The 23,979-nt window shown below is 21.4% G+C and carries 26 protein-coding genes and 5 tRNA genes; 24 read left to right on the top strand and 7 right to left on the bottom strand.

The genetic code is table 11. The features are described from left to right. Window positions 1–285: 285 nt before the first annotated feature. Window positions 286–1,185 carry an alpha/beta fold hydrolase gene (locus AB6A63_RS02295; protein WP_370431071.1) on the bottom strand — a complete coding sequence of 300 codons (900 nt, stop codon included), beginning with the start codon at window positions 1,183–1,185 and terminating at the stop codon, window positions 286–288. A gap of 792 nt (window positions 1,186–1,977) precedes the next feature. Here AB6A63_RS02295 and AB6A63_RS02300 point away from each other — a divergent pair. From AB6A63_RS02300 to AB6A63_RS02315, 4 genes are all read left to right on the top strand, one after another. Beyond that, on the top strand, window positions 1,978–2,538 hold the full coding sequence (locus tag AB6A63_RS02300) for a hypothetical protein (protein ID WP_370431072.1): 561 nt from the start codon (window positions 1,978–1,980) through the stop codon (window positions 2,536–2,538). Then, window positions 2,498–2,944 carry a hypothetical protein gene (locus AB6A63_RS02305; RefSeq protein WP_370431073.1) on the top strand — a complete coding sequence of 149 codons (447 nt, stop codon included), beginning with the start codon at window positions 2,498–2,500 and terminating at the stop codon, window positions 2,942–2,944. Before AB6A63_RS02300 ends, AB6A63_RS02305 begins: the two co-directional genes overlap by 41 nt. Window positions 2,945–2,976: 32 nt before the next feature. Continuing rightward, a complete protein-coding gene (locus tag AB6A63_RS02310) occupies window positions 2,977–3,246 on the top strand; it encodes a hypothetical protein (protein WP_370431074.1) in 270 nt (89 codons plus the stop codon). 184 nt (window positions 3,247–3,430) lie between these two features. Further along, window positions 3,431–3,616 carry a hypothetical protein gene (locus AB6A63_RS02315; protein ID WP_370431075.1) on the top strand — a complete coding sequence of 62 codons (186 nt, stop codon included), beginning with the start codon at window positions 3,431–3,433 and terminating at the stop codon, window positions 3,614–3,616. A gap of 47 nt (window positions 3,617–3,663) precedes the next feature. On the opposite strand, the gene AB6A63_RS02320 is transcribed toward AB6A63_RS02315, so the two are convergent. From AB6A63_RS02320 to AB6A63_RS02330, 3 genes are all read right to left on the bottom strand, one after another. Further along, a complete protein-coding gene (locus AB6A63_RS02320; RefSeq protein WP_370431076.1) occupies window positions 3,664–4,062 on the bottom strand; it encodes a hypothetical protein in 399 nt (132 codons plus the stop codon). A 210-nt stretch (window positions 4,063–4,272) separates the two neighbouring features. Then, window positions 4,273–4,491, bottom strand: coding sequence for a hypothetical protein (locus AB6A63_RS02325; RefSeq protein ID WP_370431077.1), 219 nt, complete (start codon window positions 4,489–4,491; stop codon window positions 4,273–4,275). 36 nt (window positions 4,492–4,527) lie between these two features. Beyond that, complete coding sequence (locus AB6A63_RS02330; protein WP_370431078.1) at window positions 4,528–5,334, bottom strand: SAM-dependent methyltransferase; 807 nt, start codon at window positions 5,332–5,334, stop codon at window positions 4,528–4,530. Between the two features lie 604 nt (window positions 5,335–5,938). On the opposite strand from AB6A63_RS02330, the gene AB6A63_RS02335 reads away from it, so the two are divergent. Next, window positions 5,939–6,466: a hypothetical protein gene (locus tag AB6A63_RS02335; protein ID WP_370431079.1), complete on the top strand. Its 528-nt coding sequence runs from the start codon at window positions 5,939–5,941 to the stop codon at window positions 6,464–6,466. A gap of 341 nt (window positions 6,467–6,807) precedes the next feature. Here AB6A63_RS02335 and AB6A63_RS02340 read toward each other — a convergent pair whose 3' ends face one another. Both AB6A63_RS02340 and AB6A63_RS02345 read right to left on the bottom strand, forming a co-directional pair. After that, window positions 6,808–7,482 (bottom strand): riboflavin kinase, encoded by a 675-nt coding sequence (locus AB6A63_RS02340; protein WP_370431080.1) that lies wholly within the window; start codon window positions 7,480–7,482, stop codon window positions 6,808–6,810. After that, window positions 7,479–7,730: a hypothetical protein gene (locus tag AB6A63_RS02345; protein WP_370431081.1), complete on the bottom strand. Its 252-nt coding sequence runs from the start codon at window positions 7,728–7,730 to the stop codon at window positions 7,479–7,481. Before AB6A63_RS02345 ends, AB6A63_RS02340 begins: the two co-directional genes overlap by 4 nt. Window positions 7,731–8,647: 917 nt before the next feature. On the opposite strand from AB6A63_RS02345, the gene AB6A63_RS02350 reads away from it, so the two are divergent. Together AB6A63_RS02350 and der are read left to right on the top strand one after the other, a co-directional pair. Beyond that, window positions 8,648–10,051: a 2-hydroxycarboxylate transporter family protein gene (locus tag AB6A63_RS02350; protein ID WP_370431082.1), complete on the top strand. Its 1,404-nt coding sequence runs from the start codon at window positions 8,648–8,650 to the stop codon at window positions 10,049–10,051. 100 nt (window positions 10,052–10,151) lie between these two features. Then, window positions 10,152–11,468, top strand: a complete 1,317-nt coding sequence (der, locus tag AB6A63_RS02355; RefSeq protein ID WP_370431083.1) for a ribosome biogenesis GTPase Der — start codon at window positions 10,152–10,154, stop codon at window positions 11,466–11,468. A gap of 271 nt (window positions 11,469–11,739) precedes the next feature. Here der and AB6A63_RS02360 read toward each other — a convergent pair. Next, window positions 11,740–11,813: transfer RNA gene (locus AB6A63_RS02360), tRNA-Cys, on the bottom strand. A gap of 475 nt (window positions 11,814–12,288) precedes the next feature. Here AB6A63_RS02360 and AB6A63_RS02365 point away from each other — a divergent pair. The 17 genes from AB6A63_RS02365 (at window position 12,289) to rplL (ending at window position 23,961) form a co-directional block, all read left to right on the top strand. Next, window positions 12,289–12,364 (top strand) — tRNA-Glu (locus tag AB6A63_RS02365). Between the two features lie 18 nt (window positions 12,365–12,382). Further along, window positions 12,383–12,459 (top strand) — tRNA-Arg (locus tag AB6A63_RS02370). Between the two features lie 44 nt (window positions 12,460–12,503). Further along, window positions 12,504–12,580: transfer RNA gene (locus AB6A63_RS02375), tRNA-Pro, on the top strand. A gap of 20 nt (window positions 12,581–12,600) precedes the next feature. Further along, window positions 12,601–12,675 (top strand) — tRNA-Gly (locus tag AB6A63_RS02380). A gap of 770 nt (window positions 12,676–13,445) precedes the next feature. Next, the gene (gene rplM, locus AB6A63_RS02385; protein WP_370431084.1) at window positions 13,446–13,916 is read left to right on the top strand and encodes a 50S ribosomal protein L13; all 471 of its coding nucleotides are present in this window, start codon (window positions 13,446–13,448) and stop codon (window positions 13,914–13,916) included. A gap of 7 nt (window positions 13,917–13,923) precedes the next feature. Continuing rightward, a complete protein-coding gene (gene rpsI / locus AB6A63_RS02390) occupies window positions 13,924–14,316 on the top strand; it encodes a 30S ribosomal protein S9 (RefSeq protein ID WP_370431085.1) in 393 nt (130 codons plus the stop codon). A gap of 118 nt (window positions 14,317–14,434) precedes the next feature. Next, window positions 14,435–15,775 carry a glutamate--tRNA ligase gene (gene gltX / locus AB6A63_RS02395; RefSeq protein WP_370431086.1) on the top strand — a complete coding sequence of 447 codons (1,341 nt, stop codon included), beginning with the start codon at window positions 14,435–14,437 and terminating at the stop codon, window positions 15,773–15,775. Window positions 15,776–15,825: 50 nt separating this feature from the next. Beyond that, window positions 15,826–17,142 (top strand): cysteine--tRNA ligase, encoded by a 1,317-nt coding sequence (gene cysS / locus AB6A63_RS02400; RefSeq protein WP_370431087.1) that lies wholly within the window; start codon window positions 15,826–15,828, stop codon window positions 17,140–17,142. Window positions 17,143–17,207: 65 nt separating this feature from the next. Next, complete coding sequence (locus AB6A63_RS02405) at window positions 17,208–19,490, top strand: HAD-IC family P-type ATPase (RefSeq protein WP_370431088.1); 2,283 nt, start codon at window positions 17,208–17,210, stop codon at window positions 19,488–19,490. 75 nt (window positions 19,491–19,565) lie between these two features. Further along, window positions 19,566–20,267 carry a 23S rRNA (guanosine(2251)-2'-O)-methyltransferase RlmB gene (gene rlmB, locus AB6A63_RS02410; protein WP_370431089.1) on the top strand — a complete coding sequence of 234 codons (702 nt, stop codon included), beginning with the start codon at window positions 19,566–19,568 and terminating at the stop codon, window positions 20,265–20,267. A gap of 101 nt (window positions 20,268–20,368) precedes the next feature. Further along, window positions 20,369–20,512, top strand: a complete 144-nt coding sequence (gene rpmG / locus AB6A63_RS02415; RefSeq protein WP_370431090.1) for a 50S ribosomal protein L33 — start codon at window positions 20,369–20,371, stop codon at window positions 20,510–20,512. Between the two features lie 21 nt (window positions 20,513–20,533). Continuing rightward, a complete protein-coding gene (locus AB6A63_RS02420; RefSeq protein ID WP_370431091.1) occupies window positions 20,534–20,929 on the top strand; it encodes a hypothetical protein in 396 nt (131 codons plus the stop codon). Window positions 20,930–20,951: 22 nt separating this feature from the next. Beyond that, a complete protein-coding gene (gene nusG, locus AB6A63_RS02425; RefSeq protein ID WP_370431092.1) occupies window positions 20,952–21,563 on the top strand; it encodes a transcription termination/antitermination protein NusG in 612 nt (203 codons plus the stop codon). A gap of 155 nt (window positions 21,564–21,718) precedes the next feature. After that, window positions 21,719–22,144, top strand: coding sequence for a 50S ribosomal protein L11 (rplK, locus tag AB6A63_RS02430; protein WP_370431093.1), 426 nt, complete (start codon window positions 21,719–21,721; stop codon window positions 22,142–22,144). Between the two features lie 75 nt (window positions 22,145–22,219). Next, complete coding sequence (rplA, locus tag AB6A63_RS02435) at window positions 22,220–22,909, top strand: 50S ribosomal protein L1 (protein ID WP_370431100.1); 690 nt, start codon at window positions 22,220–22,222, stop codon at window positions 22,907–22,909. A gap of 109 nt (window positions 22,910–23,018) precedes the next feature. Continuing rightward, window positions 23,019–23,510 carry a 50S ribosomal protein L10 gene (gene rplJ, locus AB6A63_RS02440; RefSeq protein WP_370431094.1) on the top strand — a complete coding sequence of 164 codons (492 nt, stop codon included), beginning with the start codon at window positions 23,019–23,021 and terminating at the stop codon, window positions 23,508–23,510. Between the two features lie 67 nt (window positions 23,511–23,577). Then, the gene (gene rplL, locus AB6A63_RS02445) at window positions 23,578–23,961 is read left to right on the top strand and encodes a 50S ribosomal protein L7/L12 (RefSeq protein WP_370431095.1); all 384 of its coding nucleotides are present in this window, start codon (window positions 23,578–23,580) and stop codon (window positions 23,959–23,961) included. Window positions 23,962–23,979 lie beyond the last annotated feature (18 nt).

Below are 23,979 nucleotides of genomic sequence, written 5' to 3' on the forward strand. Positions count from 1 at the left end.
ACCTCTATTAGAAAAAATAGTTACTTTATTATTAGAACAAGAAACAATCACGAAAGAAGAAATAGATAAATTATTAGAAAGTAAAAAACTAAATAAAAAAACTAAATAAAAAAAAAAAAAAACAAATTGTTATTATTTAACAGTTTGTTTTTTTTATGTTTAGATATTAGACAAAAGGTATAAAAAAGATTTTAAATTGTAAATTATGAAAAAATTAAAATTTTATTTTAAAATAGAATATTTTTTAAATTTATAATTATTTTTTTATCAATATATTTCAAGATATCAAAATCTTTGTAACCATTCTATAACATCTGCATAAACTTGTTCATTGTTTAAATCATTAAATAAATTATGATAATTCGTAGGATATAATTTGAATTTTTTATTTTTATTTTTCATAAGATCAAAAAACTCTTTACTATTCTCTGGTAAAATAACTGTATCTTGTCCACCATGCAATAATAATATAGAAGTCGGATAACGGTATGATTTGTTTATCATATTCTCTTGAAAATATTCAATACTTCGAACCATAGTGGTTCTTACAAAATTAGGAGTTAAAAAATTTACACTACGAAAATTTTTCATTGTTGTAGTCAAAGGTAATCTAGATAATCTTTCATAATTTCTTCCTACTGGAATATTATTCATATTCATAACTTTTGTTTCATCAAGAAAATCAATTACTGAATCAATTATTTTTGTTGGCGCTCCACTATTAATAACCCCATCAATATCATTATATTTAAAAACATAACAATTATTAATCATCCCTCCTAAACTATGTCCTAATAAAATATTTCTTAAACCATTTTTTTGTTTTAAGGAATCAATTATTAAATGTAAGTCATCGATAAAAGTATGAAAACTATCAATATCCGCTACACCATCGTTATCATTTCGACTTTGTCCATGACTTCTGATATCATAAAGTAAAACATTATAATTAAATTGATTTAAACGATGAGCTAATTTTTCATATTCTTTAGAACTTTCAGCAATACCATGAGTAATAATTACATTTAATCTGGCGTTTTCTACTTCTTTGAAATCTGTATGTATACTAGTCTCGTTTTTATCTAACAAAGGATAAGCATAAATTTTTTGTTTATAAATAAAAGAAGATAAACAAATAAATAAAAATATTCTAAACAGATATAAATTTTTTTTTGATTTTAACATTAACTAATCATTCCTTTAATTTTTTTTAACTCTTAAAATAATATTATTATTATACATAAAAAAAATTATTATTTACATAAAAAAAGATGAAAATTATTTTTTTGTATATAATATATAATAAATTTTTATTTTTTATAATAAATTTTTAATTTAAAAAAATATTAAAAAATAAAATATTTTATATTTATAATATATTAACTATAAAATATTTTAAAATTAAAAAACGATGGAATAAGCATTATTAAATTAAAAATAAATAATTTAAAGCGTAAATGATCTATTTTAATTAAGTCGAGAACTACTACGATGTACCACTAAGAAAGTCCTATTTGATTTCAAAAAAATAAAATTTTCTATAAAATCAAAAATTATTTATTAATTATTTTTGATCATAACACAAAAAAATAAATGTCAACAAAAAAAGAAAAAAAGAAACCACTAAATAGTCTTAGAAGACTGAGAGTCTTAGAATTTTTTCTGTGCTTTTATTATAACAATATAGTTTAGTTTTTTTATGTCTAAATTAAAAAAAATAAATATTTTTATTAAGTTTTTTATCATAAAATATGATAGAATGCTTTTATCATTAAAATTTTATACTTCAAAAAAATAATTCAACAGAAAAAGTATGAATCTTAGTTCAAAAACCAAAGTATAAATTAAGATTATTTTTTTATTTATATATTTTTATCAGAATCGAATTTTAAAAATAGAGGAGAAAATAGATGTTATATTTCGAGAATTGTTTACAAAAACAAAGAAAATTATTAATCAATCTTTTTGATAATCATTTTGTTCTTAACAACACCTAAAGTTTTTGCTTTTAAAGATAACGAATTCTATGAAAGAACTATTAGAGGAACCGAAATTATCCATATTTCGTTAGCCAAAAATTCTAAATCTGAAAATGTTTGTGATTATATTAAAAAAGACATTAATCATGATTTTGATGTTTCTGTTTCTTCCACTCCTTCTTATAATTCTAATAGAAACGGATCTATTCATTGGTATTTGAAAGATGGTGATGAAGATTTAATGGCTGTTTATTTTGATGGAGGTCATCGTGAAGAAAGAGATGAAAACTATGACTTTGTTGATTTACGATGGTTAGGTAATGGTTCTCCTCATATGTATTTTTTTTGGAAAATGGATGAACCACAAAAAATTTTAGGTCATAATAATATTTTAAAAGCCAAACATTTTAAAAACACTAATCCTGTATTAAATTTTTCAATCGAAAAACTTGAAAAAAAGACAAACAAAAATATTACAGTCAAAAAAATAAGTAAAAAAGAAATTCAAAAATTATCTGGTGGTAATTTTTTTAATTACTGGTATTTCTGGAGTTATTAGCGAACAATTAACGAACGTAGTAGGGGATATTTTAGAAGAAAACCCAGATTCATTAGAAGCAGCAAGTAAATTAATTAGTGAAACAGAAGATTGTGTTATGGGTGTAGTTGATGTAGTAGACGATGTTCCAGTAGTAAGAAATTTAGTAAGAGTAAGATCAGGATTAGAGTTTTGTAAAACTGTTGGAAAAGCAACTAGTTATCCAGTGAATGTTTTTAATGAAATAGGTAAAAATGTTTTGAATGGAAGCAACTATAAATATATCGAAAACCCAATATATCTTGTAGAAAACGTTAGCAAAGGAACAATATTAGCTGTCGAAGGCTTAGCTAAAGCTACTGTTAATACAGGTAAAGATATTTTTTATGGTGCTAAAGATGCTTGGTCAAAACTATTTAGTTGGTGAAATAATTTTCTAAATAAAGTTAAGAGTGTGTTATGAATAAAAAGTTATTTAAATTGGTATGTTTTTCTATTTATCTTTTTATTTCTTTTATTAATTTTATTTTTGTTTTAATTAAAATAAAACAAGATCCATCACAAATCGAAAAAGATATTGTAATAATTTTTACAAGTTATATTTTTGGTTTGTTCCCTATGTTTATTGTATTAATAGGAATTCAAAGTTATATTTGTTTTAAAATAACTAAAGGAAAATGGTTAATTTATAAAAACCCCAACAAAGAAAAAAAACATAGAAAATATTGATATCGGCGAATCTATCGGTGAAAGAAGACGAAGATATTTTTTAAAACCAGATCTTTTCACGAATATAATTTGGTATTCCACTTTATTATCTATTATCGTATGTATCGTTTCATATATTGTAAAATATTCTCAGATATTTGAATTGTTTTTTCTTATTTTGTTAATTAGTTTAATATTTTGGGTTATGATCGCCGGAATGGAACAGTTTTTATCTTTTTGGGTTTTTTATGTTAAATTGTTTAAATGGTTAGGAATAATTTGGTTTCAAAAAGATTTTGATAAAACTATTAATTCACAAAATTATTTTGTCATTAGTGTATTTTATTACCAAAAAGAAAAAAATAAAACTAAAAAAAATAAAATATTTTAATTGAATTTATTAAAAATTAAGATCAAATATATATTTGGTCTTAATTTTTATTTATTAATTTTATTTAATTTCTCTAACCAATTATTAGCGTTTTTTTTCAAATCTTGTAACGTAATTATTTCATTATTTTCTTCTAAATATTTGATTAAACTATAATCATATTTAAAACCAGCACCAGTAGCTGTTTTTCTACCTCCACCTCTCAGATTTAATTTGCTAAAATCAATTTCATTATAAAGTATTCCTTTTAAAAAAATTTGATTTGGAGCAATATCTAAAAAAACTAACAAATCATAATTGTCAGTTTTATGGATTCCTTCGTGCTGAAATTTATTATTAACATCCAAAGTGGCTGTTTTTAATTCGATGCGATAGTTTTCTAATTTTATATCCCAATCTTTGTTTTTGTCTTTGTCATTAAATGATTTAAAACCATTTTGTTTCAAAGCATTAACTAAAAATCTTTGTCCAAAACTACCTCTCGCATCAATAGAAAGAAGTTTTAATTTATAATAAATATCTTTTTCAGTAAATTTATGGTAGTTTTTTTAAATTATTAATAGTTTCTTCATAAACATAATCAAAGAAAACAGAAATAAGATTTTTATTATTCATTTTTATCATTTTCATCACTAAAACCAGCATCAGTTAAAACTTTAATTATTAAACTTGTACGTAAATTTTAAAGCACTATTAGTAGATAAAAAAGCTGTTTTAGTCCAATCATTATTTTTTAAAATTTTTTTAATTTCAATGATGTTTTTTAAAATTTTGATGCTGTATCCTCTTTTATTAGGAAGTTCTTCGAAAGAATTATAAGTTTTCATTCCTTTAAAGCAAGTACTTGGTAAATAAATATCACATGCATTCAACATTTTTTTATTTCTAGTACTGGATGGAGTGCCACCATCTTATAAAGAATAAACTTTGATAAAATTATTAGCTGTTTTAATTTTTAAAGGTTTGATTAAATCATTATTGATTTTGGTCCAAATTTGAAAAATTGTTGCTACTTTAACTTTTTTACCACTTGGATATTCAAATGATGACAAAGGCAATTTTTCAGAATATATCAATTTAAACCCAATAACTCTTTTTTTAGGTGTTCCTTTACCATCTGATTCAAATAAAAGTGGTAAAATAAACGCTACAATATCAGCAAATTGGTATGAATGATTAATAAATCTTAAAGCTAAATTTCCTCTTAAACCAAATGGTGGATTTCCAAAAACAATATTTTTTGTTTTTGTTTCAGGAACAAAATCTAAATAATTTTGAATAATGTAATTTTTATTAATATTGGGATTGATTTCGACACCAGTTATTTTATTTGGTGGTAATAAATTATAAAAACTTCCATTTCCTGATGAAGGTTCAATCAAATTATATTCATCAAAATTTAGTTTTAATTCCGAAATTTTATTTTTCAAAATTTCAAAACAATTTAAAGCAATTTTATGAGTAGTATAAAATTCATCAAATTTTCTTTCATTTGTTAAATGATTTTTTTGAAATTTTACTGTATCGATATGCGGGTATTCGAATTCAATTTGTTTAATTATTTTTTTTAAGTCTGTATCATAATTTTTAGGAATGGATTTTTGTTTTTCCCAACGTTTAATAGTTCCTTTATGAACTTGGAGGAAATTTAATATAAAATCTAAACCTTTGATGTTTTTAATACTTAAAAATGTATCAAAAGAAGTTGCATTTTTCATTTTTTGAACCACTTTCTTCTTATATTATTGTAATTTGTATATGTTTGTTGCAATTTGAGATTCGAATTTCGGAATTTTTTCTTTCGTTTATATATTAATATTTTAATACATTTTGTTTAAATTTATATTAATATATATAATATAAAAATTATTTAAATTATAAATTCAGTAAAATAATTAATTTCTAATTTAAATAATTTTTTATAATAAAATATTTCAAAAATAGCCGATTAAGGATTCTTTTTAGATATATAAAATTTTTTAATTAATAGTTTTTCTAGTTACAATTTATAATTGTGTTATAATTTTGGTTTTTATTTTTAACATTTTTCACTGATTTTATATTATACAAAAAAATATAATAAACTTTTTTGACAATAAGTTCATTATATTTTATTTATCCAATTTATTTATAAAAATTTGAAACAAACTCAAGTTTATATTTTTAAAAAAATAACAAAGATAGAGAGATTTTTGAAAAATTAACAAAGTTAGAAGTATAATTTTAAGTTCTATTTTAATTTCTTATAGTATAGTTATACATGAAATTTTTAAAAAACCATTAAAAAATATTGCTACTCCGATAGTTTTTTCTCAATTGTGGATGTTTTGGCATTTGCCTTTGATTTTAATGTGTCTTTTAAATTCGGTTTATATAAATTTATTTTATCTTTTTATATATGCTATTATTAATACAGTTTTATTTTCTGGTAGAGATGGACAATTACTTTTTGATGTATTAAAAGGTATTAAATATATAAAAATTGATGAATTCAATTTTATGATTAAAAATCACATTTTTGGAAAGTTTTTATTTATTTTAACTTATTCTTTTGTTCCTTTGTTTATTAATTTAAAAACAATAAGTTATAAAAAATATCTAAATGCTTTTTTATTTGTTATCCTGTTTTTAACTCTATTCAAAACTATTAATGGTTATATTTCTTTTTATGATTGGATTAAACCAGGAATAATAAATATATTAAAAATCGACAATCCAACAAAACCTACTGTTTTAACTATAATTTTGATATTTAACTTTGTTCCTATTTTGGTTTCGAATACGATAAATTTTGTTTTAATTTATATTTTGAATAAAAGATTAAAAACAACTTATGAATTATATTTTTAGTCATTTGATATAAGTTTAGATATTTTAAAAAAATTTTTGAATTTTTTTTAAAAAAAAAGATTTTTTTGTTTTAAATTTATTTAAAATTATTAATTTTCTATTTTGTATTCTTAAAGAAAAAATTGATAGCCATAAAAGAATTTTACTTTTTAGGTTATCAATTTTTTTTATTAAAGGATAAATTTGAAATTTTTTCTCAAAAATTATTTTTTTAATTGTTTGAAATTAATAATTTTAAATAAATCTGAAATAATTATTCAAATTAGTTAATTTTAATTTAATTAATAAATATAAATTATTTAACATTTTTTCGATTATATTTTTTTTATTTTTTATTTATTTTAAAGACAAATTTTTTTAAAAAAATCATGAGTATTTTGAAAATCTGTTTTAATTTGTTGAATTAATTCTGTAGCACTAAGAAATTTTTGTTCACTTCTTAATAAATTATAAAATTCTAATTCTAAATTTTCGGAATAAATATTTTTTTGAAATTGATGTATATACACTTCTAAACTAGGTTTCGAACTAAAATTGAATGTGGGACGATTACCAATATTGGCCGTTCCTAGATATTTTTTATTTTGAAAATAAACCAAAACTATATAAACACTATTTTTTGGTAAATAATAACGATGATAATCGATATTGGCTGTTGGAAAACCTAAAGTTCGACCCATTTGATTACCGTATATTACTTTTCCTTTAATTTTAAAAGGACGATCCAGAGCTTGATTAACTAATTTAATGTTTCCTTTTGTTAATTGAGTTTTTATATAAGAAGTAGAAATTTTTTGTTTTGTTTGGTTTTCATCAATTAAATATATTAAATCAACTGTTTCTACGATAAAAAATTTTTCTAAATCTTTATAATTACCTTGTTGGTTTTTTCCAAAACGAGATTTTTTAGTAATAATTACTCTTTTTACATGATATTTTTGTAATAATTGAATGAATTCTAAGGGAGATAAATTAGCTAAATCATAATTCCAATAAAGAAACAAAAGATAATTCAAATGAAAATTTTGATAAATAAGTTTTTTTGTTCAAAAGAGGTTAAAAAATTTTCACTTTGTTTTTTAAAAAAAGATTTAGAATTAGGAATAAATTGAATTAAAGCACTTTGAGTATCTTTATAACTTAATAATTTTTTGAGAATTGTTTGATGGCCTAAGTGAATTCCGTCAAAGTCTCCAAAAGCTAAAGTCAAATTAGAAGAAATATTTTTCGGTTTTTTAAATAAAGACATTTCGATAATTTTCATTTTAACAATTAATAATCTTTCTTTATTGGATCTTTATTTTTTTTATTATTGATTTTGTTTTGAGATGTTCTTTTGTCTTTTTTTTATATTTTAGACATATTTCGAAGTTATTTAATAATAAATATTTAATATTATTAATATTGAAAGGGTTAATTTTTGTTTTAATATTATAAAATTAAAAAAAATTACTAATCGTAATTTTGCTTCTTTTAAAAAAAGAAAGATATATTTAATTTAGTAAATAAATCAATAAACGTAATTATAAAATATTTTTTGAAAACTTTAACTATTTTTAAATGTAAAAATATTATTTTATAATCTAACTATAATTATAAAAAACAATTATAAAAAAGACAAAAATATTTCTTAAAAAAATATCTTTATTTAAATTATTAAATAAAAAAATAGATAAAAAAACGAAAAAAATAAATAATAAAATAAAAAGGTCTCGAACCACTATTTATTTTTTTTAATTTTAAATTAAAAACAGAGTTACAAAGAATATAATCGACATCTTTTGTATCCAACGTTACTTTTAAACATTTGGAGGAACATAATCATCTTTATCAGTATTAATTAAACTAAATATTTCTTCTCCTAAACAAGATACTTTTAACGTTTTTATCCATCATTTTATTTTTATTTTAGTTATTAATGAATTTTTAAAGAAAAAAATGTTTCTTATTTAGTATTATATTTATAATTCAGTTATTTTATATTATTTTGATTATTACGATATTGTTAACGAATCTTTTTTGGTTTATTTCAATATAAAAAAATTATGAATATATTATTATTAATATTTTAATCGGAACTATAATAATTTTATTATTTGATATAAAATTTATTAAATTAATACAAAAATTTCTTATTTTTTAAGCAATTTATTTAGAAAAGGGTTTATTTTAAATATAATTATGATATCTTTTTTGAAAGAAAAAATAAAAAAAATTAGTTTAAACAAAAAAATGTTTTTGATGTTATGTTTAATTCTTATTTTAAATATATTGTATTTTGTATATGCTAAAGATTATCCAAATACAGATAAAGAAATAACATTATGGCATCCTTTTTTAACTTCTTTATTTTTGATAATGGTTTTAGGATTTAGTTTGAATTTTATAGGAAATAAAGTACCTTTTTTAAATAAATTCGGATTAGGTTTTATACTTTGTATTTTAGTACCGTCTTATTTAATGTATAGTGACATTTTAGGTAGTTCAGCAAAACATAATATTAATTTTTTTGCTTTTAACAAAAAAGATAAAATCTCCCAAGGGATTGATTTTTCTAAAATTTTTATTGTAATCATTGTTTTAAGTAGTATTTTAAGTATAGAATTTAAATTATTAAAAAAAGTTATTTTAAAATTTATTTTGTTTTCTTTGTTGTCTGTTTTTATTTCATTTATTGTTGTAGGTTTGTTAGGTTATTTATTAAATTATCGAATTCCTTCAAGTTTGGAAAAAACATCAAGAAATTCTTTTATAGATGCTCTTTTTTTTATTTCTTCTCCTTTAACAAATGGAGGTGTTAATTTAGGAGTAGGTGGTTCATCTGGTGGTGCATATAAAGACACTTTTGGACAAGATAAAGACGAAAAAATAAAAAGTATTCTTTTAGTTCCTGTAATAATAGCTAGAATATTTAGTATTATTTTATCAGGAATGTTATATTATTTTTTAGATAAAACTAAATTTAGCGGACAAGGTCAATTACAAAAACAAAAAAAGAATTCTAAAATAATAAAAAATAAAAAAATACCTTTAGAATATCAAAATATAGGAATAGGTTTATTAATTGTTTTAGGTTTTTATTCTCTTGGAAACATGATTAATCATTTTTTATCAGTGAACCATATTATTAAATTAGACGACATAGTTTATATAATTATTTTGGCTTTAATAGTTCAATTTTTTGATTTGCTTCCGAAAGAATATAAAAATTATTTATTACAAATAGGGAAAATTATGACTGTTAATTTTACGGCTCCTGTTTTGGTTCTTTTAGGTTTAACAACTAATTTCCAGGTTTTAATCGACCATATTGTTGATTATCGTACTATATTATTAGTTTTATTTTCTTTATTAACCACTATTTCTTGTTCTTTTCTTTTAGCTTCGTTGTTTAATTTATATCATTTTGAGACATCTTTAGTAGTAGGTATTTCTTCACATAGTATCGGAAGTACTGGCAATGTAGGAGTTATGACTGTTAGCAATCGAATGGAATTATTATCTTTCGCTATGATAATTACTAGAATTATAGGTAGTATTGTGTTTATTTTATCTAATTCTTTTGTCAGTACATTTTATTCTTAAAAAATATATGGATAAATCTGTTTTATGTTTTAATATAAATATAGTAAGTTTTTTTAAAAAAAATTTTTAAATTTATAAATATGAATGGTACGAAACGATTATGAATTTTAAAGTAGCTATTATTGGAAGACCTAATGTTGGGAAATCTAGTTTATTTAATCGTATTTTAAATAAAAGAATTTCTATTGTTTATGAAGAATCCGGAACAACAAGAGATAATATTTATGCTTTAGGTAGGTGGTTGAATCAAGATTTTTCTATTATTGACACGGGAGGAATCAATTTCGAAAATGTTCCTTTAGTAAAACAAATAAAATATCAAGTTGAATTAGCTATTCAAGAATGTAATTTAATTGTTTGGGTAACTGATGGTCAAAACAGATTAGTAGAAGAAGAATTAGAAATATCTAAGATTATTTATAAAAGTAAAAAAAATACTATTATAGCAGTAAATAAAATTGATAATATCAATTTAAAAGAAAATATTTATGATTTTTTTTCTTTAGGATTTAAAGATATTATTCCTATTAGTGTTCAACATGGTATCGGAATCGGACAATTATTAGATAAAATTATTTCTTATTGTCCTCGTGAAAAAACAAATAAAAACGATTCAAAAGAATTAAAATTTTCAATAGTAGGAAGACCTAATGTTGGTAAATCTACTTTAACAAATACATTATTATCTAAAGAAAGAATGATTGTGTCTGATATTCCAGGGACAACAATAGACTCTGTTGATACTATATTCGAAACAGATGATCAAATATATAATATAATAGACACTCCAGGAATTAGAAAAAGAAGTAATTTAAATAATTTAAAAGAAAAATACAGTTTTTTGAGAACTTTAGACGCTATTGAAAGAAGCGATATTGTGTGTTTTGTGTTAGACGCAAGTCAAAATATTATCGAACAAGATAGAAATATTGCTGCTTTAATTTTTAATTATCAAAAACCTTGTATTATTATTTACAATAAATGGGATTTAGTCAAAACATCTGAAAAAGATATGAAAAAATTTGAAACTATTGTAAAAACAGAATTTAAATTTTTTAATTATGTTCCTTTAGTGTTTTTGTCAGCTATTAATAAAAAAAGAATTCATACTTTATATCCAGTTTTGAATAAAGTTTTTATTAATTATAAACAACAAATATCTACTCATTTATTAAATGATATTTTAAATGAAGCAGTTCATATTAACCCTCCTTCTTTCTTTAATCAAGGAAAAGCTAAATTTTATTATTTAAAACAAACAATAACTGAACCGCCTGAATTTTTATGTTTAGTGAATGATCCTAAATTTATTCATTTTTCTTATGAAAGATTTTTAAAAAATCAATTAAGAGATAATTTAGAATTAACTGGAATTCCGTTAAAAATTAAATTTAGAAAAAAAGAAATCGATTTATAAATTTAAATATCAAATTAACTAAATAAATTATTGATAAAATTATTAATAATTTATAAATATTTTGATTCAATTTTTTTTGAATTGAAATATTTATTTTTTTGAAAGTAATAAAAATCTTTGAAAAAATAATTTATTTAGTGATTTATATTAGATAGTAATATTTATATTCAAGAAAATAATTTTGAAATGATTTACTATAAATAAAAAAAATATTTTTTTAATATAAAGTTTTTTATATCAAAAAAATATTTTTTTTATTTAAGAAAAATGTTGGAGGCCCTGGATGGATTTGAACCATCGATCCAGCTTTTGCAGAGCCATGCCTTACCACTTGGCTACAGGGCCATATTTTACATTATGAAAATAAAATTTTTAATTCTTTATTATTTCACTTTTGAAATTGAATATTCAATTTTTCATTATATAATTTATTTTAATTAATACGAGATTATTTTATTTTATAATTTTATTAAGGAATCTTTTTAAATGTTTTTATATTATTTTTACCAAAAATAAATTATAAACTATAAAATATTATAACAAATAAACAAATATAGAAAAAAAATTATTAAAACATAAATCGATTCTATCTAAAAATAAATTAATTTTAAAATAATATTTTTTTCAAAAAATGGATTTTTAATTTGAATTATTATTGTTATTACAATTTATAAAAGTAATTTTTTCAAAAAAATATTATTTTATACAATTTTAATTTTTTATGTTAAATTTTTATGTTAAAATAAATAATGTGTAGTTTTGAAATATTTTATTTTATTTGTTTTTTTAATATTGCATAATTTTATAATTTGAAAATAGAGGCCCGTTGGAGAAACGGTTAACTCACATGCCTTTCACGCATGCATTCACGGGTTCGAATCCCGTACGGGTCACCAAAATATAAATCCTAAAAAGCATCCATAGCTTAATTGGATATAGCATCTGACTACGGATCAGAAGGTTAGGGGTTCGAGTCCTCTTGGATGCGCCATTTATCTTTTTGAAAACTTAGTATCAATAAAAAAAATAAAAAAACGGGAAATAGCTTAGCTTGGTATAGCGCCTGGTTTGGGACCAGGAGGTCGCGGGTTCAAATCCTGCTTTCCCGACCATTATTAAATCTAAAAAATAAGCGAATGTTGTATAATGGTTATTACCCTAGCCTTCCAAGCTAGAGAAGTGGGTTCGATTCCCATCATTCGCTCCATTAAATTAAACAATTTTTTGTAAAAATAATTTAAATCAAAAAAATATTATTTCTAATAGTTATATTTTTGAATTTTTAAATAAATAAAATTGTAATTATTAATATTTTTTTAAATTTTATACTAAATCCTAAAACTTAAAAATAATGAAATAAAAAATCAGCTAATAAGTTGATTTTTTTTATTTTTTAAAAAGTTCATTTTTTTATTTTATTTCGGAAACAAAATATTAAATTTTAAATTTATTAAAATGTTTTTCTGAAATATATTATTTTTATTTTATTTATTTTTATGTTAAAATAATTTGTATGTATTTTTAAATATTTTTTTTATTTGTTCTAATTTCGATATTATTCATGAAGAAAATGAGATATTTATCTTGTTTTGAAAACTATGAAATATTTTTTTCTATAAATCAATAGGTTTCATATTGTTTTAATGTTATTTTAAAAAACAATTATAAATTTTTTTAAAAAAACAAATTATTTATATAAATTTTATTAATTGAACATTTTAAAAAACAAAAGTTATTTTATTATCATTGTTTACTTTATTTAAAAAAATATTTTTATTTTTAAATAAATAAAATTTAAATTATAAATATTTTTTTATTTAAATTTTTAATTTAATTTTTATGTTTTTTTTGTATAATAATTGTACTTAGCTTTAATTTTTTTTAATATTTTTTTGATAATTTTGCAAAAATCCAAATAATTTAATTTTTAATTGTATTAAAATTAAATTATTCTATGATAGGAAATATTATATATTCATGGAAAATATTTTAGTTCGAAAAGAAAATCCAAAATTTAACAATAAAACTTTTTCTTTTAATCAAAAAGAAGTAGTTAAAAAATGGTATTTAGTGGATGTTAAAGGTAAAACATTAGGAAGATGCGCGACTATAATTGCTTCTATTTTAAAAGGCAAAAATAAGACTTCTTATACTCCTAATATTGATAATGGCGATTATGTTGCTGTTATAAATGCTTCCAAAATCAATTTATCAGGCAAAAAATGGAAACAAAAATTTTACTATAAACATTCAGGTTACCCTGGTGGTTTGTCTAAGATAAGTGCTTTAGAAATGATGCAAAAATTTCCTACTCGTGTGGTAGAAAAAGCTATTTTAGGTATGTTACCACATACTAAATTAGGTCGTCAAATGCGTAAAAAATTATTTGTTTATGCTAACGAAACACATAGACATGAATCACAAAAACCACAAATTGTAGAGGTATAATTATAAAATGAATAAAACGCAATATTTTGGTTTGGGTAGACGTAAAAGTTCAGTCGCTAGAGTGATTTTAATTGAAGGTACAGGGAATATAACAATTAATAAAAGAGATTTTGTTAATTATATTCCTTTTAAAGAAATACGTCTTGAAACTATTAAACCTTTAAATTTAACTAAAACTTTAGAAAAATATGATGTTATAGCTAATGTTAATGGCGGAGGCTTAACAGCTCAATCAGGAGCTATTCGTTTAGGAATCGCTAGATCTTTATTAGAAGTAGAACCAAGTTTAAGAATTATTTTAAAAAAAGCTAGTTTATTAACAAGAGATGCTCGTTGTGTAGAACGTAAAAAATATGGTTTAAAAAAAGCTCGTCGTGCACCTCAATTTTCTAAACGTTAATTTTTTAATATTTTTTGATTCATTTTGAAAAGAGTCTTTTTTATAAAAAAGGCTCTTTTTTATTATTATTTTGGAATGATTTTATTAGGATATATTTTTTTTAGGTGATACATAATATATGAAAGATATAAGATTACGTTATGCACCGAGTCCTACTGGTTTTTTACATATCGGAAATGCTCGAACTGCTTTATTTAATTATTTATTTGCTCGTCGTTATAAAGGAAAATTTATTATTAGAATTGAAGATACTGATTTAAAAAGAAATGTAGCAAATAGCGAAAGTACTCAATTAGAACAATTAAAGTGGTTAGGTATTCAATGGGACGAAGGACCTGATATTTCAGGATCTTTTGGACCTTACAAACAATCCGAAAGATTATCTATTTATCAAGAATATACTGAAATTTTATTAAAAAAAAATTTAGCTTATAAAGAATTTCAAAAAGATACTGATAAATATGTTGTTCGTTTTAAAGTTCCTTCTAATGTTGTTTATCAATTCGATGATATGATCAGAGGTAAAGTGAGTTTCGAAAGCTCTAATATTGAAGATTGGATCATTATGAAAGAAAATCATTTTCCGACTTATAATTTTTCTGTAGCTGTTGATGATCATTTGATGAAAATTTCTCATATATTAAGAGGTGAGGAACATATAACAAATACTCCTAAACAAATTATGATTTATCAGTCTTTTGGTTGGGAAATTCCCATTTTTGGTCATATATCCTTAATTTTAAATAATGATAAAAAAAAATTAAGCAAAAGAGACAACGATAATTTTCAATTTATTTCTAAATATATTTCTTTAGGTTATTTACCTCAAGCTTTATTTAATTTTTTATCTCTTTTAGGTTTTTCTCCTAATTCGAATAAAACCATCTTTTCACCTCAAGAAATGATTTCTTTATTTGATCCTAAAAGGATTGTTTCTGCACCAGCTATTTTCGATGATAAAAAATTATTATTCATTAACAATCAATATTTAAAAAAAATGTCTGTATCTGATTTATTAGAAAAATCTAAAAACTTTTTTATTAAAAGAAACATTTTTTTAGAAAACGAAAAATTAGAAAAAATAATTTTCTTATTCAAAAGTAGAATTGATTATATTGAAGAAATAACTGAATTATATATAATTTTTTTTGTTGATGAAAAACTAGAAGAAGAAACAATTGCTTTTTTTCAAGATAAAAAAAATTGGCATTTTATTCCTATATTGAACGATTTATTTTCGTCTTTATCTGAAAAAGATTTTCATTTGGATTCGATTCAAAATATTATTGAAAAATTCAGTAAATCAACTAATTTAAAAGGAAAAGAACTTTTTTCTACTGTTAGAGCCGTTTGTACTAGAAAATTACATGGTCCTTCTTTGAATATTTATTTAGAATTATTAGGAAAAAGAAAAATTTTAGAAAACATTCAAAAAAATTTAGATATGATATCTAAATAAATATTTTTTTTGTATTTAAAAAATCGTTTATGATATAAAAAAAGGAATTTATGTTAAAAATTTATAATTCTTTAATAGATAAAAAAGAAAAATTTTATTCTGTAGAAAGTAAAAAAGTTAATATGTATGTTTGTGGTCCTACAGTTTATGATCATTTACATATAGGAAATATAAGACCGTTAATTTTTTTTGATTTAGTGAAAAAATATTTTTCACTTTCAGGATTCGAAGCTTATTTAGTAGTTAATATTACAGATATCGATGATAAAATAATAAAAAAAGCTTTAGACAGTGGATCATCTGAAAGACAAATATCTCAACAATATATTCATTATTTTTTTGATTTATTGTCTGAATTAGAAATAAAAAACATCGACAAATATCCTTCAGTGACTCAATATATGGATCAAATTATTTCTTTTATAGGTAAATTAATTGAAAAAGGATATACATACGAATTACCAGAAGGAATTTATTTTAAAACAGATTTAATTTCTTCTTACGGTTCTTTAAGTAATCAAAATTTAAAAAAACTACAAAAAAATGTCAGAAAAACAATAGATTCACAAAAACAAAATACAGAAGATTTTGTTTTATGGAAAAAAACTGAAGACGGAATTAAATACGAAAGTCCTTGGTTTTACGGAAGACCAGGTTGGCATACTGAATGTGTGACAATGATTCAAGAAATTTTTCAAAATACAATAGATATTCACGGTGGTGGAAACGATTTAAAATTTCCTCATCATGAAAACGAACAATCTCAATTTTTCGCTATGAATAAAAAAAACATCTCAAATTTTTTTATGCATGTTGGACGTGTTGATTATCAAAACGATAAAATGAGTAAATCTTTAAGGAATGTTGTCTTAGCTAAAGATTTGTTAGAAAAATTCGGTCCTAATGTTATTAAATTATTTTTTTTATATCATAATTATATGCAACCTATTGAATACAGTGATAAATTAATGCAAAATTTTAAAATTAAATATGATAAAATTATTTATACTTTAAATAAAATTAATTTTAAATTAATTTTAAATAAAATTAATAGTCAACAAAAAGATTCTTTTTATATTCAACAATTTTTTTCATTAATGTCTAATAATTTTGATACTCCAAATATTTTTACTATGTTGGAAGAATTATTAAAAAAAATAAATAAAACTTTAGAATTACACGAGTTAGCAAAATTACAAAATACATTCCTTTATTTATTAGAATGTTTAAATATTTTTGTTACTTTAAAAGATATCACAAGTAAACATATTGAAATTTATAATTCATGGGAAAAAGCAAAACAAAATAGAGATTTTGAAGAATCTGATTTTTTAAGAAATATTTTACAAAAAGAACAATTAATTTAATTAATAAATATTGAAAAGAATTTTATAATAAAAAAATATTAGATAAAAACGGTATATAAAATGATATGAATAAAAAAGAAAATAAATTTTGGTCTGATATTAAAGGTTTAACTCACGAAGAAGTCGAAAACAAAATAAAAAATAAAGAAAATAATGTAACTGTAAATAATCTAAATAAAAGCATTAAAAGTATTATTTTTTCTAATCTTTTTACTTTGTTTAATTTATTGTTGGTATTGATTGCTGTTTTTGTGATTTCTCAAGGAAGATACGAACAATTATTTTTTTTATTTATTAATTCTTTAAATGTTTCTGTTAATATTTTTCAAGAAATCAAAGCTAAAAAGACTTTAGATAAAGTCTTTTTATTAAGTTTGAATGCAACTAAAGTTATTAGAGATTTTAGTTTATTAGAAATACCTATTGAAAATGTTGTTACAGAAGATGTTTTATATTTAGAATTAGGATCTCAAATTATAGCTGATTCATGTGTTAAAAAAGGAACTATAGAAGTTGATGAATCTTTTTTAACAGGAGAATCTGATTTTGTTTTAAAAAAAGAAGGTGATTTTTTATATTCTGGTAGTTATGTTGTTAGCGGAACTGCTTGTGCTGTTGTTATCTATGTTGGCGAAAATATGTATGTTTCTAAATTAACAAAAGAAGCTAAAAAATATAAAAGAATTAAAACTCCTTTGTTAGAAAGTTTTTCATCATTAATTAAAATTATTATTTACTTGTTAACAATTTTAATTCCTATTTTGATTTTGTTTATGTTTAAAAGTATTGATAATGAAAGAACAAATTTTATTTTAGGAATATGTGGTTTTATTTTAGGTATTATGCCTTCTGGATTATTTCTTTTAACTAGTGTTTCCTTATTTGTTGGTTGTATCAGATTAGTTAAAAAAAATACTTATGTTAAAGATCTTTTTGGTATCGAAATGTTAGCTCAAATTGATGTTTTATGTTTGGATAAAACAGGTACTATTACAGATGGAACTATGACAGTTAAAAATGTTTTAAAATATCCTGATTCTAATTTAGTTTCAAATCGATTAATGTTTGATATTATTAGTGCTTTCCCGAATAATAATTCTACTCAAAACGCTTTATATCAAAAGTTTTATTTCCCTTTTGAAGACAAATTACAAAAAAATAAACATAATATTTTAAAAACACAAAGTTTTTCTAGTAGTAGAAAATATAGCGGTGTAGAAATAGAAAATTTAGGAACATTTTTATTAGGAGCACCAGAATTTATTTTAAAAAAACAGTTTTATAAAATTAAAAAAGATTTTCAAAAACAAGCTCAATTAGGATATCGTGTTTTGCTTTTGGCTCAAACTGATACCGCTTTAGAAGATATCAAAGAAAATACTAATTATAAAATTGTTTCTTTGATCGCTTTAGAAGATACAATTAAAAAAGATGCTTTTGATGTTATTAATTTTTTTATTCAAAATGGTATTAAAATTAAAATTATTTCAGGAGATAATCCAGACACAGTATCTTTTATATCTAAAAAATTAAATATTATTTCTGATTCTCGAAAAGTTATCAATTTAATGGGTGTTCCTAACAAAGAATTAAATAAAATTGTTATGGAAAATGATGTTTTCGGTAGAGTTTCTCCGGAACAAAAAAAAATTCTTATTCAAAATTTAAAAAAGAATAACCAAAAAGTAGCAATGATAGGCGATGGAGTTAATGATATTTTAGCTTTTAAAGAGTCAGATATTTCGATTGCTATGGCTTCAGGTAGCGAATCTACTAAACACGTAGCTAATTTAGTTTTATTAGATTCTCAATTTAGTTCTTTACCTCAAGTAGTTTCAGAAGGAAGAAAAATTGTTAATAATTTAAAAAAAAATGCGATTTTATTTTTGACAAAAAATATTTTGTTTTTTTCATTAGTTATTATTAATATATTATATAATTCCGTTTATTTATTGAAAGGTAATAAATCTTCATTACTTCCTTTTCCTTTAGTACCTTTACAGTTTAATTTATTCGATAGTTTCTTTATAGGGATTCCAGCATTTTTTTTATCTTTAGACAAAAATAATAAAAAAATAGAAAAATCTTTTTTTAGAAATATTGCGAAAAGATCTTTGTTTTATTCTTTAACAATGAGTTTTTTTTATCTTTTATTATTAATTAATTGTCCAACTTCTAATGTTTCTCAATATTTAGCTATTTTTATTTCTTTAATTTTCTTTATTTTGTTTGTTATAAATTGTTTTCCTTTTAATAAATTTAAAATTATATTAATTATTACAATGTTTTTAAGTTTTTCTGTTTTATATTGGATTTTTAATCAATCATTTTTAAATAATTTTATTTAAATAATTATTTCATTAATAAAATAATAAAAATATAAATAATTATTATTTTTTATTTTCAAGAAGAAGGAATTTTCCATGATAGTTTATGGCAAAAATGTAATAAAAGAAGTTATCAAAAATAAAAGACCTATTTATAAAATGTATATAAATCAAAAAATGACTGATAAAAATTTTTTAAATTTTTTAAATCAGAATAACGTTAATTATCAATTGGTAGATAAACATCAATTAAATGAAAAAACACAAAATACAGAACATCAAGGAGTAGTAGCGGAAGTTAAAGATTATGAATATAGTGATTTATCTTTTTTTTTAAATTCAAATAAATTAAAAAAATTTTTGATTTTAGATGGTATTTATGATCCTCATAATTTTGGGGCCATTTTAAGAACTATGGAAACCACTAATTTTGATGGTGTCATTATATCTAAAAAAAATCAAGTTCTTTTAACAGGAACAGTAGCCAAAGCATCTAGTGGTGCTTTAGAATATGTCAATATTTTTTTAGTTAATAATTTATATCAAACTATTTTGTTATTAAAAAAACATAATATTCTTATTATAGGTACAGATATGACAGCAGATGTAAATTTTAATTCTGTAGAATATAATTCATCTTTAGCTATTGTTTTAGGTAATGAAGCATCAGGTATTCGCTATTTATTAAAAAAAAGTTGTGATTTTTTAATTAAAATACCTATGCAAGGAAAAATTAACTCTTTAAATGTTAGTGTGGCTGCTGCTTTGATAATGTATGTATCACAATTTAAATATTAAATTTTTTATATTTTTTAAAAATATGTTAGAATGTTAAAAAACAGTTATTTTTTATTTAGATTTATTTTTTTTTCAATTTTTTAAAAAAGGATATTATTTTCATGAAAAAAAATATTTTAATTTGCGATTTATGTTTAAGTCGTAATTATCATATTAAGGCTGTTGATCGTGTCAATAAACGATTGAGTTTAAAAAAATATTGTCCTAAATGTAAAAAACATGTTTTACATGAAGAATCTAGATAAATAAAAAAAGGGGTATTATATATGATATTAAAACATAATAAAGAAGAAGTTGATGTTATTCCCTTATTTCGAATTATTAAAAAAGAATATGGTTTAATAAACATTTTTTTTATTGTTTTTTCCATGTTATCTATGGGAATTTTTAGTACTTTGATAAAGATACATACACAAGAATCAGAATATTTTTATTTATTTTTGTTTTGTATGGTTTCTTCTTTTTTGGTTTTGGTAATTGGTTTTTTACCTTTTATTAGAAAAATTTTTAAGGATATTTTTGTAATAACTTGGCCTTCTTTTGGTAATATTGTTTTACAATTTATAAAAGTTGTTATTTTTGCTATTATTTTAGTTTGTACAGTTAAATTGTTTGAACAAGTTTATTCTGAATTTTTAGATCCTTTTAAGTTAAACAAATAATTTAATTAATTAAGGATATGAGATGAAAAATAAAGAAAAAAAAAATATAAAAGAAGAACAAAAATCAGAAGATAAAATAGTAGAATTTGATAATAAACCAAGATGGTATATTGTTCAAACTTATTCAGGTTATGAAAATTCTGTAAGAGAAGATTTATTAAAACTTATGAATATTGGTTCGAAAATGTCTAATCTTATTTTTGACGTTATTTATCCTAAAGAAAAATATTTCAAGATAAAAGCGGACGGTTCTAAACAAGAAAAAGAAAGAAAAATGTTTTCTGGATATGTTTTTGTCAAAATGATTGTGACTGATTATTCTTGGTTTGTTGTTCGGAATCTTCCTAAAGTAACTGGTTTTTTGGGTTATACAAAAGGCAATGAATCAAAACCTGTACCTTTAAGAGAAAGTGAAATAAAACCTATTTTAATTCAAATGGGTATTATAAAAAAACCTGATTACAATCATTTAATCAATAAAAGAGTAGAAATTATTAGGGGTTCATTTGTTGGAAAACAAGGAATAGTTTCTTTTATAGATAATAGTAAAAATATATTAGTAGTAGAAATTGATTTATTCGGAAGAAATACTCCGATTGAAATTTCTTTTTCTTCTTTTAAAGAAATTAAATAATTTATTGATATTTTTTTATCATTTAATTATGTTATAATTTTAAATATTTGTTTTTTTTATTTTTATAGATTTTTTATATTAAAAAAATATTTTAATTATTTTTTTATTTGTGTAAAAACAAAAATAAGTTATTCAAGAGGTTTTGGATTAATATAATGGCTAAAAATATTGTAAAAACTATTAAATTGCAAATTGCTGCTGGAAAAGCTAATCCTGCTCCACCAGTAGGTCCAGTTTTAGGACAAGCTCAGGTAAATATTCCTTTATTTTGTTCTCAATTTAATGAAGTTACAAAAGACAAAATAGGATTTATTATTCCTGTTGTTATTTCTGTTTATGAAGATAGAACTTTTACTTTTATCGTTAAAACTCCTCCTTCAAGCGACCTTATTAAAAAAGCTGCTAATATCCAAAAAGGTTCTTCTAATTCTAAAAAAAATAAAGTATCTACTTTAACTCAAAAACAAATAGAAGAAATAGCACAAATGAAATTTTCGAATTTAAATTCTTATTCATTAGAAAATGCTTGTAAAATAATAAAAGGTACTGCTTTAAGCATGGGAATCGAAGTTATCGATTAATTTTTTTGTTTATTTTTTTAAAAAAAATTTTAATAATTTTATAGAAAGAATTAATATTTTTAAAAAAATATTTTAATTATGAAAAGAAGCAAAAAATATTTAGAAATTAGTAAGTTGATAGATTTTAATAAAATATATTCGCTTTCAGAAGCTATCGGATTAATCAAAAAAACTAAAATAGTTAATTTCGATGCTACTGTAGAATGTAGTTTGTCTCTTAAATTAGATCCCAAAAAGGTAGAACAAAATTTAAGAGGGGCTTTGATTTTGCCTCATGGAACAGGAAAAAATTTAAAAGTTGCTGTTTTAGCTAAAGGTTTAAAATCAAAAGAAGCTGAAGAAGCAAAAGCTGATTATGTTGGAGATCAAGATTTAGTAGATCGTATTTCTAAGAATTGGGTTGATTTTGATGTTTTAATATCTACCCCAGAAATGATGCCTTCAGTTGCTAAATTAGGACGTATTTTAGGTCCGAAAGGTTTAATGCCGAATTTAAAATTAGGAACTGTAACAGATAATATTTCACAAATAGTTCAAGATGTTAAAAAAGGTAGAATAGAATATAAATTAGATAAAAATGCTAATTTACATGTTGTTTTAGGTAAAATTTCTTTTACAGAAGATGAATTAGCTGATAATTTGAAATTTTTTTATGAAAATTTAATATCTTCGAGACCTAAAACAGTCAAAGGAAATTTTGTTAAATCAATGACTCTTTCTACAACAATGGCACCAGGCGTTAAAGTAGATTTTGCATCAATTTAAAAAAATAAAAAAATTTTTGATTTTTTTGATTTTGTTTGTTGAAAATTGAAATTAACCAAAACGGTTGTTTATTTTGTTTATTCATAAAAAGGAAGGATTTTTATTTTTAATGGTAAATAAAAACGTTATTGATAAAAAAAGTCAAGAAGTTGATTTATTAATACAAAATATTAAGAGTTCAGAATTGATTATTTTATTTGAATATCAAGGTTTAACAGTAAGTGATTTAACAGAATTACGTGTTGAATTAAAAAAAAATAATAGTACAATTAAATTGTATCCTAACAATATACTTAAAAGAGCCTTCAAAACAGTAAATTACAATGAATTGGCTGATTTATCTAAAAACGCTAAGGCTTTATTACTTTGTTCTAAAGATTCAATTAATTCTATGAAAATTTTAGATGAATTTTCTAAAAAATTTGATTTTTTAAAAATTGTTGTTGGTGTTCTCGAAAACAAAGTATGTTCTAAAAAAGATATTAGCGAATTATCTTTGTACTCTTCAAAAGAAAGTTTATTGGCAAGTTTGGCTTCAATGATGCTTGCTTCTTTGAGAGAATTAACAATGGGTTTAAATGTTTTACAAAAACAAAAATAATTTATAATATAAATTGTTATTTTAAATTATTTTTTAAAAATTTATATATGTAAAGAGAGATAAAGTAATGACAAAATTAAATAAAGAAACTTTTATAGAAGCTTTAAAACAAATGACATTATTAGAAATTAAAGAATTGGTAGACGGAATTCAACAAGAATTTGGATTTGATCTTTCTAGTGTGGTCGCTACTTCTGGTAACAAAAATGAATCTAATAACGAACAAGTAGAACAAACAAAATTTTCAGTTATTATGAAAAATTTTGGAGAAGATTCAAGTAAAATTCCAGTTATTAAAGAGGTTCGTGATATTACTCATTTAGGATTAATAGATGCTAAAAAATTAACAGAAACACCAAACGCTGTTATTAAAGAAAACGTTGACAAAATTGAAGCAGAAAATATAAAGGCTAAATTAGAAAAATTAGGAGCTCAAATCGAATTAAAATAATTTTTCAAAAAATAATTA

The sequence above is a fragment of the 'Camptotheca acuminata' phytoplasma genome (assembly GCF_041276565.1).
GTDB lineage: Bacteria > Bacillota_I > Bacilli_A > Acholeplasmatales > Acholeplasmataceae > Phytoplasma.

Excerpts from the sequence above, each read along its gene's own strand:
- AB6A63_RS02295 (WP_370431071.1), bottom strand. The coding sequence starts at position 1,185 with ATGTTAAAATCAAAAAAAAATTTATATCTGTTTAGAATATTTTTATTT.
- AB6A63_RS02310 (WP_370431074.1), top strand. The coding sequence starts at position 2,977 with ATGAATAAAAAGTTATTTAAATTGGTATGTTTTTCTATTTATCTTTTT.
- AB6A63_RS02315 (WP_370431075.1), top strand. The coding sequence starts at position 3,431 with ATGATCGCCGGAATGGAACAGTTTTTATCTTTTTGGGTTTTTTATGTT.
- AB6A63_RS02325 (WP_370431077.1), bottom strand. The coding sequence starts at position 4,491 with ATGTTGAATGCATGTGATATTTATTTACCAAGTACTTGCTTTAAAGGA.
- AB6A63_RS02330 (WP_370431078.1), bottom strand. The coding sequence starts at position 5,334 with ATGAAAAATGCAACTTCTTTTGATACATTTTTAAGTATTAAAAACATC.
- AB6A63_RS02335 (WP_370431079.1), top strand. The coding sequence starts at position 5,939 with ATGTTTTGGCATTTGCCTTTGATTTTAATGTGTCTTTTAAATTCGGTT.
- AB6A63_RS02345 (WP_370431081.1), bottom strand. The coding sequence starts at position 7,730 with ATGAAAATTATCGAAATGTCTTTATTTAAAAAACCGAAAAATATTTCT.
- AB6A63_RS02350 (WP_370431082.1), top strand. The coding sequence starts at position 8,648 with ATGATATCTTTTTTGAAAGAAAAAATAAAAAAAATTAGTTTAAACAAA.
- der (WP_370431083.1), top strand. The coding sequence starts at position 10,152 with ATGAATTTTAAAGTAGCTATTATTGGAAGACCTAATGTTGGGAAATCT.
- rplM (WP_370431084.1), top strand. The coding sequence starts at position 13,446 with ATGGAAAATATTTTAGTTCGAAAAGAAAATCCAAAATTTAACAATAAA.
- rpsI (WP_370431085.1), top strand. The coding sequence starts at position 13,924 with ATGAATAAAACGCAATATTTTGGTTTGGGTAGACGTAAAAGTTCAGTC.
- gltX (WP_370431086.1), top strand. The coding sequence starts at position 14,435 with ATGAAAGATATAAGATTACGTTATGCACCGAGTCCTACTGGTTTTTTA.
- cysS (WP_370431087.1), top strand. The coding sequence starts at position 15,826 with ATGTTAAAAATTTATAATTCTTTAATAGATAAAAAAGAAAAATTTTAT.
- AB6A63_RS02405 (WP_370431088.1), top strand. The coding sequence starts at position 17,208 with ATGAATAAAAAAGAAAATAAATTTTGGTCTGATATTAAAGGTTTAACT.
- rlmB (WP_370431089.1), top strand. The coding sequence starts at position 19,566 with ATGATAGTTTATGGCAAAAATGTAATAAAAGAAGTTATCAAAAATAAA.
- rpmG (WP_370431090.1), top strand. The coding sequence starts at position 20,369 with ATGAAAAAAAATATTTTAATTTGCGATTTATGTTTAAGTCGTAATTAT.
- AB6A63_RS02420 (WP_370431091.1), top strand. The coding sequence starts at position 20,534 with ATGATATTAAAACATAATAAAGAAGAAGTTGATGTTATTCCCTTATTT.
- nusG (WP_370431092.1), top strand. The coding sequence starts at position 20,952 with ATGAAAAATAAAGAAAAAAAAAATATAAAAGAAGAACAAAAATCAGAA.
- rplK (WP_370431093.1), top strand. The coding sequence starts at position 21,719 with ATGGCTAAAAATATTGTAAAAACTATTAAATTGCAAATTGCTGCTGGA.
- rplJ (WP_370431094.1), top strand. The coding sequence starts at position 23,019 with ATGGTAAATAAAAACGTTATTGATAAAAAAAGTCAAGAAGTTGATTTA.
- rplL (WP_370431095.1), top strand. The coding sequence starts at position 23,578 with ATGACAAAATTAAATAAAGAAACTTTTATAGAAGCTTTAAAACAAATG.